At 61.0% G+C, this 11,876-nt stretch carries 11 protein-coding genes; 8 read left to right on the top strand and 3 right to left on the bottom strand.

The genetic code is table 11. From position 1 onward, the window contains the following. Nucleotides 1-5: 5 nt before the first annotated feature. The 4 genes from GA0061101_RS27440 to GA0061101_RS27425 all read left to right on the top strand — a co-directional run bounded on the left by GA0061101_RS27440 (nucleotide 6) and on the right by GA0061101_RS27425 (nucleotide 4,227). Nucleotides 6-890, top strand: a complete 885-nt coding sequence (locus GA0061101_RS27440) for a carbohydrate ABC transporter permease (RefSeq protein ID WP_037197151.1) — start codon at nucleotides 6-8, stop codon at nucleotides 888-890. Next, nucleotides 887-1,744 (top strand): carbohydrate ABC transporter permease, encoded by an 858-nt coding sequence (locus GA0061101_RS27435; protein WP_034514198.1) that lies wholly within the window; start codon nucleotides 887-889, stop codon nucleotides 1,742-1,744. The genes GA0061101_RS27440 and GA0061101_RS27435 overlap by 4 nt, the downstream gene beginning before the upstream one ends. 35 nt (nucleotides 1,745-1,779) lie before the next feature. Beyond that, complete coding sequence (locus GA0061101_RS27430) at nucleotides 1,780-3,009, top strand: ABC transporter substrate-binding protein (RefSeq protein ID WP_037197153.1); 1,230 nt, start codon at nucleotides 1,780-1,782, stop codon at nucleotides 3,007-3,009. 84 nt (nucleotides 3,010-3,093) lie between these two features. Continuing rightward, entirely contained in the window at nucleotides 3,094-4,227 is a 1,134-nt protein-coding gene (locus GA0061101_RS27425) for an ABC transporter ATP-binding protein (RefSeq protein WP_037197154.1), read from the top strand. Between the two features lie 253 nt (nucleotides 4,228-4,480). Here the strand turns inward: GA0061101_RS27425 and GA0061101_RS27420 are convergent, their stop codons facing one another. Genes GA0061101_RS27420 through GA0061101_RS27410 form a run of 3 tightly spaced genes read right to left on the bottom strand, consistent with a single transcriptional unit; the run spans nucleotide 4,481 to nucleotide 7,558 of the window. Then, nucleotides 4,481-5,584 (bottom strand): D-TA family PLP-dependent enzyme, encoded by a 1,104-nt coding sequence (locus GA0061101_RS27420; RefSeq protein WP_092575920.1) that lies wholly within the window; start codon nucleotides 5,582-5,584, stop codon nucleotides 4,481-4,483. 1 nt (nucleotide 5,585) lies between these two features. Beyond that, complete coding sequence (locus GA0061101_RS27415) at nucleotides 5,586-7,061, bottom strand: M81 family metallopeptidase (RefSeq protein ID WP_092575917.1); 1,476 nt, start codon at nucleotides 7,059-7,061, stop codon at nucleotides 5,586-5,588. 11 nt (nucleotides 7,062-7,072) lie between these two features. After that, nucleotides 7,073-7,558 carry a hypothetical protein gene (locus tag GA0061101_RS27410; protein WP_092576009.1) on the bottom strand — a complete coding sequence of 162 codons (486 nt, stop codon included), beginning with the start codon at nucleotides 7,556-7,558 and terminating at the stop codon, nucleotides 7,073-7,075. A 277-nt stretch (nucleotides 7,559-7,835) separates the two neighbouring features. Between GA0061101_RS27410 and GA0061101_RS27405 the strand changes: the two genes are divergently transcribed. The 4 genes from GA0061101_RS27405 to GA0061101_RS27390 all read left to right on the top strand — a co-directional run. Then, on the top strand, nucleotides 7,836-8,699 hold the full coding sequence (locus GA0061101_RS27405) for a MurR/RpiR family transcriptional regulator (protein WP_037197158.1): 864 nt from the start codon (nucleotides 7,836-7,838) through the stop codon (nucleotides 8,697-8,699). A gap of 23 nt (nucleotides 8,700-8,722) precedes the next feature. After that, a complete protein-coding gene (locus GA0061101_RS27400) occupies nucleotides 8,723-9,499 on the top strand; it encodes an SDR family oxidoreductase (RefSeq protein WP_092575914.1) in 777 nt (258 codons plus the stop codon). A 140-nt stretch (nucleotides 9,500-9,639) separates the two neighbouring features. Beyond that, nucleotides 9,640-11,559, top strand: coding sequence for a beta-N-acetylhexosaminidase (locus GA0061101_RS27395; protein ID WP_092575911.1), 1,920 nt, complete (start codon nucleotides 9,640-9,642; stop codon nucleotides 11,557-11,559). Nucleotides 11,560-11,634: 75 nt separating this feature from the next. Then, the coding region (locus GA0061101_RS27390; RefSeq protein ID WP_141694062.1) for a transposase at nucleotides 11,635-11,876 on the top strand (242 nt) is incomplete at its 3' end.

Here is an 11,876-nt window from a genome sequence, read left to right as displayed (position 1 = left end):
GCAAGATGGGTGTTCAACGCAGCACAATCATCTTCGCCTGGGTCCTGCTTTTTCCGGCTCTCCTTTACGTCACCATCATCGTCGCCTATCCATTGGTCGACACCATAATCCTGTCCTTCACCGACGCCTCGTTGAAGCGGGTGACGAACTGGGTCGGCTTCGAGAACTACGGCAAGATCTTCAACGATACATTCGCATCGGTGATCGTCCGCACGTTCATCTGGACGTTCTTTTCCGTGTCGATCAAGATGATCATCGGCACCCTGGGCGCGAGCATGTTGAATGCGGCGGTTCCTGGGCGTGCGCTCTTCCGGGTGCTGACCATGCCGCCCTGGATCGTGCCCATGGCGATCGGCATCTTCATGTGGGGCTGGATGTATAACGGCCAGTTCGGCATGATTTCCGGCCTACTGCAGCGCTTCGGCATCGTCGACAGTCCGGTTGCGTTTCTTGCCTATGGCAGCACGGCCTTCTGGGCGACGATCGTCACCGACGTCTGGATCGGCGTACCGATGGTGACGCTTTATATGCTGGCGGCCATGCAGGCGATCCCGCAGGATCTCTATGAAGCCGCCTGGACCGACGGTGCCGGCCGGTTCTATCGCTTCCGCCGCATCACGCTGCCGCTCCTGGTGCCCTCTCTGGTCACCATGTCGATGCTGTCGCTGATTTCGACGTTCAACTCCTTCGACATCATCTGGATCTTGACCCGCGGCGGCCCGAACGGCGAGACGACGACGATGATCATCGACACCTATCGCACGGCGATCGGATCTTACAAATACGGGGAAGGTGCTGCCCGTGCGGTGCTGATCTGCATCTTCCTGTCGCTTTTCTGCCTTGCCTATTTCCGCCTCACCAGCCGCTTTTCCACAGGAGCCAAGCGATGAGCCAGCCCGCGATGATCAATCGTTACAAATGGTATGAGCTCATCGGCATCTATGCCGGAATCCTGCTGTTCCTCACCTTCGTCCTGGCGCCCTTCATCGAAGGGTTCCTGGTCTCGCTCAAGCCGCTCAGCCAGCTTTTTTCATCGCCTTACCGCTTCATCCCCGAGCACGGGTCCTTCGATGCCTATCGCACGATGTGGACCAGCGTGCCGGGCTTCGGCTGGTATATCTTCAACTCGTTCCTGATCTCCGGTTCGATCACCATCATCGTGCTGATCCTCGTGGTGCCGGCCGCCTATGCCTTCGCCCGGTTCGAGTTCAGGGGCGCCGGCCTGTTGCTCGGCGCCTTTCTGGCCGTCAAGATGTTCTCTGGCGCCGTTCTTCTGATCCCGCTGTTCCGGCTCATGCGCTCCTTCGGCGTGCTCAATACCTATTTCGCCATGATCATACCCGGCGTGGCCTTCATCATACCCACGGGCATCTGGCTGCTGCACACCTATATCAGGCGCATTCCCCGCGAACTCGACGAGGCTGCCTATGTCGATGGCGCGAGCCAGCTCTACACGCTGCGCCGCGTCATTCTGCCGATCGCCATGCCTGGTATCACTGTGGTTGCGATTTCTTCCTTCATCGAGGCCTATGCGCAGCAGTTCATCTATGCGCTCACCTTCAATTCGAAAACGGAATACATGCCGTTGCCGGTTGGGCTGTTTGCCTATTTCGGCCGGCAGGAGGTCGTCTGGAACGAACTCATGGCTGCAAGCTTCGTCGGCATCGCGCCGGCGCTGGTCGTGATCTTCTTCCTGCAACGGTATCTCGTCAGCGGCCTGACCGCCGGCGCGGTGAAGCAATAAAACCAATCAAACACCAGAGAAACGGGAGCTTAAACGTGACATTCCATTTCAAAACGGGGCTGGTTGCCCTTGCTTTGCTTGGCTCCACCGCGCTTGGCGCTGTGACTGCCCATGCTGCCGACAAGGAAATCAGCTGGATCTATTGCGGCGACAAGATCGACCCGATCCATGAGAAATATATCAAGGCATGGGAAGACAAGAATCCGGGTTGGGCGGTCAAGCCCGAAGTCGTCGGCTGGGAACAGTGCCAGGACAAGGCGACGACGCTTGCCGCAGCCGGCACGCCGGTCGCCATGGCCTATGTCGGCTCGCGCACGCTCAAGGAGTTCGCGGAGAACGACCTCATCGTTCCTATTCCGATGACGGACGATGAGAAGAAGACATATTATCCGGGTATCGTCGGTACCGTTACCTCCGGTGGCCAGCAGTGGGGCGTGCCGATCGCCTTCTCGACCAAGGCGCTCTACTGGAACAAGGACCTTTTCAAGCAGGCCGGTCTCGATCCGGAGAAGCCGCCGACTACCTGGGCTGAAGAAATCGCCGACGCCAAGACGATCAAGGAAAAGACCGGTATCCCCGGCTACGGCCTCTCGGCCAAGACCTTCGACAATACCATGCACCAGTTCCTCCATTGGGTTTACACCAACAACGGCAAGGTGATCGACGGCGACAAGATCGTGCTCGATAGCCCTGAAGTGCTGGCCGCCCTTCAGGCCTACAAGGACATCACGCCTTACTCCGTCGAAGGACCGACTGCTTACGAGCAGAACGAAATGCGCGCCATCTTCCTGGACGGCAAAGTCGGCATGCTTCAGGCGGGCTCGGGCGCTGCCTATCGCCTGAAGGAAACGAAGATCAACTGGGGCGTCGCACCGTTGCCGCTCGGCCCGGCGGCCAAGGGCCAGGGCACGTTGCTCATCACCGACAGCCTTGCCGTCTTCAAGGGCAGCGGCGTCGAGGACAAGGCGATCGAATTTGCGAAGTTCATCACATCGCCCGGTCCGCAGGGCGAATATGAGCTGCAGGGCGGCGCCGGTCTCACGCCTTTGCGTCCGTCTCCGATGGTCGATGAGTTCGAGAAGAAGGATCCCTTCTGGAAGCCGTTCATCGACGGCATCAGCTATGGTGGTCCCGAGCCGCTGTTCAAGGACTATAAGGGCTTCCAGAATGTGATGATCGAGATGGTCCAGTCGGTCGTAACAGGCAAGGCCGAGCCGGCGGATGCCCTGAAGAAGGCAGCTGCCAATCTCGAGCAGTACAAATAAGATCGCAAATCGCCGGGCCGCGCGCATCGCGCGCGGCCTTTCGAGCCCTGCACGCACAATGGCGGCGCCGCGCGGAGACAGAGTTTGGGAAAGCTGCACCTTAATCAGGTCAAGAAATTCTATGGTCATTTCGAGGTCATCAAAGGCGTCGAGCTCGACGTCACGGACGGTGAATTCATCGTCTTCGTCGGGCCGTCCGGTTGCGGCAAGTCGACCCTGCTGCGGATGATCGCCGGCCTCGACGAGGTGACCAGTGGCGACATCCTGATCGACGGCGCTCGCGTCAACGATCTGCCGCCCGTCAAGCGCGGCATTGCCATGGTGTTCCAGTCCTATGCTCTCTATCCGCATATGTCGGTGTTCGAGAACATCGCCTTCCCCTTGCGTGTGGAGAAGATGCCGGAGGACAAGCTCAAGGCCAAGGTCGCGCATGCCGCCCGCATTTTGCATCTGGAGCAGCGCCTGCAGCAGAAGCCGGGCAATTTGTCCGGTGGCCAGCGCCAGCGCGTCGCCATCGGCCGCGCGATCGTCCGCGAGCCGAAGATCTTCCTCTTCGACGAACCCCTGTCGAACCTCGACGCCGCTCTGCGCGCCGACATGCGCATCGAGCTGGCGAAGCTGCATCACCAGCTGCAGGCGACGATGATCTACGTCACCCACGACCAGGTCGAAGCCATGACCATGGCCGACCGGATCGTCGTCCTCAATGCCGGCGAGATATCGCAGGTCGGCGAGCCGCTGGAGCTTTATCACAAGCCGGCGAATACATTCGTCGCCCGGTTCATCGGCAATCCCAAGATGAACTTCCTGCCCGTGACCTGCACTGATGTCAGCGAGGCCGGCGTGGAAATAGACTATAAGGGCCAGAAGGCGCTGTTGCCGGTGACGCCGCGCCAGGGCGCGGTCGGCAAGGCGCTGACGCTCGGCATACGGCCGGAGCATGTCCAGCTCGGTGGCGGCGAGCTGACATTGACCATCGTGCCGACCGTCGTCGAACATCTGGGTGCGCAGACTGTTGCCTACGCCGCCGCCGAGGGTGTCGACGAGAATTTTTGCGCCACGCTGCCGGGCAGCGTCGCCATCCGCCTGGAGGCACCGCTCAAGACCGGCATCCGTATCGCCGATTGCCATCTGTTCGATGAAAGCGGCATGGCCTTCGAGCGCAGGGTGGAACTGACCGATATCGACATGGATTTGCTGAATTCTGCGGCTTCCTAAGGGAAGCGGCTGCCATCTCGGGCCGCATCGTCCTTCGAGGCTCCGCCCTGTGGGCTGCGTACCTCAGGATGAGGGGAGATGGCCAGCGCTGTGACAAAATAGCAGTCGAGCGATTAACTTTCCCGTCGCCGGACGGGAAAGGATCAGTTCTCCTGGTGAGGTGCGTAGATCGCGAGGCATGAGGACCAGCCTTCATGGTGAGACGGCCCATAGGGCCGTCTCGAACCACGAGGGCGGGTTGCTGCTGAAGCCGTTACCAGACCAGGCCGCGCGCAGCGACATCCTCGACGCGCGTGACGATACCGTCGCGGTGAAACACCATCTGATCGAACAGGTTGGACACGACGCAGGTATGGTTGGGGATGATGCGGATCTTGTCGCCGATCTGCGGGCGCGGACCGGTGCAATTGGATAGATCGATGACGCCGTGTTCTTCCGAAAGGCCCTTGATCACGGCTTCCGGGTAGCCGATCACCTGGCCGTAATCTGCAAAGCCGAGGAGATCGGAGGTAAGAGCCTTCGAGCCGGCATCGATAACGGCGCGGTCTTCCGTCGGCCGCGAGACGACGGTGGCGAGGATATGCATTGCGCAGTCCTCCTCGCGGCAATGGCCTGCCCGCACCATCGATCTGTCATTGTAGATATAGGTTCCGGCGCGATGCTCGGTGGCCGCCGTCACGAGATGCGCTTCGAACAGGCTTGGCGTGCCGCCGTTGCTGACGATCGGGCATTCGATGTTCTCGCCCTTCAGCAACGCGACGGCTTCGGCGAGGAACGCCTGTGTTCCGGCAGCATTGTTCGGCTTCGGATAGCTCATCAAGCCGCCGAAGACGAGGCCCGGTTTGCCGGCGATATGCTTGCCGAGCGCAGCAGCTTCGGCTGGCGATTGCACACCGCAGCGCGCGCCGCCGGTATCGCATTCCACCAGAACGGTCAGCGGTCTGCGTTCGGCGAACCAGGCGGAGAGCCCGTCGACGGTGACGGTGTTGTCGGCCACGACCTTCAAGCCGGAAATGCGATCGTTCAAGGCCGAGAGGCGAACGAGCTTTTCGGGGCCGAGAATATTGAAGGTGATCAGGATATCCTCGAAACCCGCATCGGCGAAGGCTTCCGCCTCGGTGATCTTCTGGCAATTGATACCCTTGGCGCCGGCGGCCACCTGGGCGCGCGCCAGCGCGGGAATCTTGTGCGTCTTGATATGCGGCCGGAAGTTCAAGCCGTGCGCATCCATGTAGGACTGCACGCGGGCTATATTCGCCGCCAGCCGCTCTTCGTCGATGATCGGACGCGGCGTCGAAATTCCGTCGATCCGGTCGCCGGGCTTGGGGCTGATTTCGAGCGCAATATCATGTGCCATCTCAGGCTTCTTTCCGTTTTTCCACATGAGGATCGGCCACCATCGGCCAGATATCTTTCCGCGCGCGGCGATAGGGCGTGCGGGCCGGATTGTTCGGATAGGGCGTTCCGGCGGAGCAGTAAAGGATCTCCGAGGCGATCCTGGAGAAGGACGCGTAGAAATGATTGGTTGATTTGATGACCAGGATCTTCTTGAGCGTGGGGTCGATGCCCATCACGGAGAAGAGGCTCGGATCGAAACTCTGCGCGCGCGTCGAATTGAGGATGATGTCGATGCCGTCGAGCTGGATATGCGCGGCGTCGCCAAAGGGGGCGAAGCTTTCGCCGAAGCGCATCTCGGCACTGGCGACGAGGCTGATGATCTTGACCAGGCCGTCGATGGGATTGCCCGTGCCAGGCGCCGATTTTGCGCCGAACCGCAGCGGGATTTCCGCGCCTTCGCCGGCCGCCATGCAGATTTGCACCGCCATCGGATCCCAGATCGTGCCGATCGCCGTGTCGGTGGCGCCGCGGTCGAGCAGTTCCTGAAGAATGACGGTCGCATCACCAGCAGTACCGCCGCCGGGATTGTCCCAGAGGTCGGCAATGACGACAGGTCCTGATGTCGCCGCCATGGCCTGGCTCACCGCCTGCTTCTCGTCGATCTGCGGCATGATGAACGTGCCGCGCTTGGAGAACAGCTCCAGCCCAAGCGCACGCGCAATCGCGGAGCCCTTATCCGGCTTGCTATTGGTCACGACAAGCAGCTTCGTGCCCATCTCAGGCACGTCGCCGGCCATGAAACCATGAATGACCGATATGGACAGGATATCCGCATCGCTCTTTTCCATCGCCATGATCTTGTCGACGAAGGAGCGCATCGGCTCTCGCGATGTCGGAAAGACATCGATCATGCGGCAATCGAACACGGACATGGCAGGCTCTACGCGGCCTTCCAGCGTATCGACGGCAATGCGCCAGAGGTCCTCGGCGCGATCGACGAAATCGGTGTGCGGGAATTCCTTGAAGTAGACGAAGAAATCCGCAGCCGCGACGCGCTTCTCGGTCAGATGGCTGTGCGGGTCGAGTTCGGCGCAGACAAGAATGTCCGGCCCGACGATCTCGCGGACCCGGGACAGCAAGTCACCCTCGGTATCCTCATAGCCGTCCGCAACCATGGCGCCGTGCAGGCCAAGCACCACGGCATCGACCGGCATGGCCGCACGAAGCTGATCGAGGATCTCGTCCCGTAAGTCCTCATAGGTCCGGCGGTTCACCAGGCCGGCAGGATCGGCCCATGCCGCGGTGCCCTCGATCAGGTCCCAACCCTTTTGGGCGGCAACGCGCCGTCCCACAGTGATCGGTGCGGAACAGAGTGTCGGCGTTTCCGGATGCATGCCCGGCGGCGCATAGAGGGAAGCCTCGAAGGCGCGCCGGTCGATACAGATCGGGGAGAAGGTATTCGTCTCGGTCGCGAATGCCGCAGTGAAAATGCGCAATACGGTCGCCTTTATTCCATGGGGTTCGGCAGGTAACCGGTAAAGCCGGAGATCTTCCAGCGCCCCTCATGCAGTCGGCAATAGTAAAGTGTCTGCCATTTCAGCACGTCGATGCCGCCATCCGACTTCTTCAGGCTGCCGTCGAATTTCTTGCGCACCAGCGCCGTGTCGCCTTCGATCTCGATGTCTTCGAGCGTCGTCGTCGTGAAAATGGCGGTACGCGGATCCTCGGCAAAGGATTGGCCGGCGAAGTCGCGCGCCTGGCGCAGCCATTCCTCGCGATAGGCTGACAGTGTCGGAAAGGCGAGGCGCCACTTGTCGGGGTTGATTTCGCGCCGTCCGTCGATGCCGATGAAGCCCTCCTCGACGAAATCGCCTGCTACCGACGACCAGTCGGCGGCAAGGAAAGCGTCGATGTCACGCGGCACGAGCATCTCCCAGATCGCATGCCTTATGGTATCGCTGGCAGGGAAGGGATTCTTGAAGGGATCACGCATTGTATCGGCCGTCATTTAAATTCTTTTCATAATCCACGATTTTCACTGGTCAAATTCTGCTTTCTATGGTCACTTGTCAACGCATCAAGAAAATAATTTGCAGGAATCGCATGATGTCCATCAAGCGTTATGGTTCCGGCCAGAGAAGAGCAGGCGGCGAGCCGCAACCGCTCTTGCGCCATGTTTTGGCCCGATGATGGATAACCGGATTGAGATGGATTGCGTCGCTCATTAAGTATCGGACGTTCTTAAGCGCAGCAACGCAAAGGGGGAGCTGATGGATATCTTCACGACCATGCAGGACGAGAGGGGGCGGCTTTCACAATCGGAAATCCGGATCGCCGATATCGTCCTCGGTGACTTCGAATTCGCTGTTAACGCTTCCATCATCGAGCTGGCCGGCAAGGCGGATGTCTCGCCGCCGACCGTCACCCGCTTCTGCCGCCGTCTCGGCTGCGAAAGCTTCTCCGATTTCAAGGTGCAGCTTGCGCGCACGGCCTATGTCGGCATGCGCTATCTCAAGCCAGAGCCGAAGAGCATCGCCCCGGCCGATGTCGCGCAGGACATCATCACCAAGGCGCAGAATGCGCTCTTCCTGCTGCACCGCGGGCTGGATGTCGCGGCTATCGAACAGGCGGCCAATCGGCTCGCCGGCGCCGAGATGATCTACGCCTTCGGCTCCGGCGGCAATTCCTCGATGATCGCCAGCGAGATGCAGAACCGTCTGTTCCGGCTCGGCCTGCGCATCACCGCAAGCTCCGACCACAGCATGCAGCTGATGATGGCTGCAGCCGCCAAGCCGACGGACGTGCTGATCGGTTCGTCTTTTTCCGGCCGCAACGCCGAGCTCGTGCGCGCCTTCACGCTGGCGCGCGAGGCCAAGGTGCCGACCATTGCGCTGACGCAGAGCGGAAGCCCGGTGGCGCACGTCGCCGACATCACCGTGCCGGTCGATCTGCCGGAAGGCGAGAATATCTATCGGCCGACATCGACGCGCATCGCATATGTGGCCGTTCTCGACATTCTCGCCAGCCTCGTCGCCTACCGCATCCAGCCGCAGGCCACGGTGACATTGCGCCGTATCAAACAGCAGCTCGTCACCCATCGCGATGGCGACGATCGCCAGCTTCTCGGGGACTAGGATTTCATCAAGGGAACAGAGATATGAGCAGATCGGTAGCCATCGTCACCGGGGCCGCGGGCGATATCGGCCGCGCCATCGCCAAGCGCCTGGCGGATGACCACGATGTCATCCTGCTCGTCGATATCGACGGGGCTGCCGCGCAAAAGACGGCGGAGGCGTTGGGCACCGCAGAGCGCTTCGTTGCGTTCAAGGCGGATATAACAAGCGAAGCCGATACCGCCGAGATGGCGAAGGCTACCGCTCGGCTCGGCACGCTGAGGACGCTGGTCAATAATGCCGGGGCTGCCCGCGCCGTCAGTCTGCACGATACGACGCCCGAGATTTGGCGCGCCGACAATGCCCTCAATCTGGAAGCGGCGTTTCTCTGCTTCCGCGCCGTCGAGGACATGTTGAAGGCCTCGAAAGGGTCGCTGGTCAACATCGCCTCCGTCAACGGCCTGGCGGTCTTCGGCCACCCGGCCTATAGCGCCGCCAAGGCGGGGCTCCTGCATTTCACCCGGCTGGTCGCTGTCGAATACGGCAAGTTCGGCATCCGTGCTAACGCGGTGGCACCCGGCACGGTGCGCACGCAGGCATGGGAAAAGCGCGCCGCCGCAAATCCGAATGTCTTCGAGGAAGCAAAGCGCTGGTATGCGCTGCAGCGCGTCGTCGACCCGGTCGATGTCGCCAATGCGGTTTCCTTCCTGGCAAGCCCGCTCGCCGCCGCCATTACCGGCGTCTGCCTGCCGGTCGATTGCGGGTTGACTGCGGGGCAGGCCGAGCTCGCCCACACATTCTCACAATCCGATCACTACTAGAGTCGGATGATTTTAGGTCTGTTCGACCTAAAATCTGAATCCGCTCTAGAATCAAAGAGGTAGAGCATGATGTCGTCCGGAAACCGCTTACATTTTTCGGCATCATGCTCTGAACGCGCGTCGCCAAAGAGGGAACAAAGATGCAGCCGGCTTCCTTTCATCTCGAAAACACCTGGTCTCCCGAGGGAGGAAAGCATGGTCGACTGACCCTGACGCTTTTCAATTTCTCGGATGCGCCGCTCGCGAATTTCCGCCTTGCCTATACGACACTGACGCGCGTCGTCGATCCAGAGGCCTGCGACAATGCCATCTTCGTCCGCCGCAACGCCAATTTCCATGAGTTCGCCCCACCGGCAGGCTTCTCCGTAGGTCCCGGAGAGAGCTGGACGTTCAGTGTCTCCGCCCTTCACCGGGTCGCGCGGCATTGCACCGATGGCGCCAAATCAGCCTATTTGACGCTGGCGGATGGCAGCCATGTCACCGTCTTCACGTCGGACCTCCTGCTCGAAGGCCGCGTCAGCGAGCCGCCGCCGGTGCTGTTGCCGGAGGGCAGGCTGGAGCTTCCCTTCGCCATCCAACCATGGCCGGCGACGATCGATGTCAAGCCGGGCAAAGACTTCCCGGTTGCGCTCTATCCCGCAAAGGGCACGGATGCTGCAAGCGTGAAGGCGCTCGCCACGGCCCAGGCGCTGTTCCGCCGGCTGTTTCCCGCCAATCACATTCCCTTCAGCCTCATCGCCGCGCCGCAGGGCAGGGTGCTGCGCTTCGTCGATCGGCCGGTGCTCGCGCGCGAAGCCTATGAGCTTACCTTCTCCGGCGATGAGGTCGTGCTCGCCTTTTCGGCCGATGCCGGCCGCCTCTACGGCCTGACGACGCTGGCGCAGCTTCTGGACGGCGCGCGACGCGAACCCGGCAAGTTCCGCTTCCCGATTTCGGGCGAGATCGCCGACCAACCGCGTTACGGCTGGCGCGGCTGCCATCTCGACGTATCCAGGCAGTTTACCCCCAAGGCGGATGTCCTGCGCCTGCTCGACATTCTCGCCTGGCTGAAGCTCAATATCTTCCACTGGCACCTGACGGACGACGAGGCCTGGCGGCTGGAGATCCGGGCCTATCCGCAGCTGACATCGACCGGCGTGCTGCGCGGACCCGATGAGCCGTTGCTGCCGCAGCTAGGAAATGCCGCCGAGCCCGTCGGCGGTTTCTATTCGCAGGATGATGTGCGCGAGATCGTCGCCCATTCCCTGGCGCTCGGCATCGAGGTCGTGCCCGAGGTCGATATTCCCGGCCATAGCACCGCCACCCTTGTTGCCCTGCCTGACCTGACGGACGGGCAGGAAGCGCCGGACAGCTATCATTCCGTCCAGGGCTTTCCGAACAACGCATTGAACCCCGCCATCGAGCCGACCTACGAATTCCTCGGCAAGGTCTTCGACGAAATGGTCGAGCTCTTCCCTTCCGAATATATCCATATTGGCGGCGACGAGGTCGCCAACGGTTCCTGGCTCGCTTCGCCCCTGGCGCGCAAGCTGATGGAGCGCGAAGGCATATCGGGCACCTTTGCGCTGCAATCCTATTTCCTGAAGCGCATCAAGGCCATGCTGACCGAGCGCGGCCGCAAGCTTGCCGGCTGGAACGAAGTCGCCCATGGCGGCGGTGTCGGTGCCGAAGGCACGCTGCTGATGGCCTGGGAAAAACCCGAGGTCGGCATCGAGCTTGCGCGCGAAGGCTATGAGGTCGTCATGACCCCGGGCCAGGCCTATTATCTCGACATGGTGCAGGCCGACGCCTGGCAGGAGCCCGGTGCCAGCTGGGCCGGCACGGTGCCGCCGGCCCATACCTATGCCTACGAGGCGGAGGGTGATTTCCCGGATGAACTGAAGCACCTCATGAAGGGTGTGCAGGCCTGCATCTGGCAGGAGAATTTCATCTCGCGTGATTACTTCAATCGTCTGGTCTTCCCACGCCTGCCGGCCGTTGCCGAGGCCGCATGGACGCCGAAGGCGCAAAAGGACTGGCTGCGCTTTGCCGCCATCGTCCCGCTCAGCCCGAAGCTCTAGGTTCCAAACCCAATCATGCATTTGATTTTGCTTGAACTGTATGATTCAATCTGGATATTTGAAGGAGATTGGCTCATGGCAGGAGAATTCTGGCTTGATGATCAGCAATGGGCAGCGATTGAACCGCTGCTTCCAACCAATCAGCCTGGAGCACATCGTACCGACGACCGCCGCGTGATCAGTGGTATCATTCATGTGTTGAAATCCGGCTGCCGCTGGCAGGACTGCCCGCCCTGCTACGGCCCGGCGACGACGATCTACAACCGGTTTCATCGATGGTCAGCGCGGGGCGTCTGGCGTCACCTGTTCGAGGCTTT

The sequence above is a fragment of the Martinezella lusitana genome, from assembly GCF_900094565.1.
GTDB classification, from domain to species: domain Bacteria; phylum Pseudomonadota; class Alphaproteobacteria; order Rhizobiales; family Rhizobiaceae; genus Rhizobium; species Rhizobium lusitanum.
Note: the sequence above shows the minus strand (reverse complement) of the source record. Positions and strands in the feature narration are given on the sequence as shown.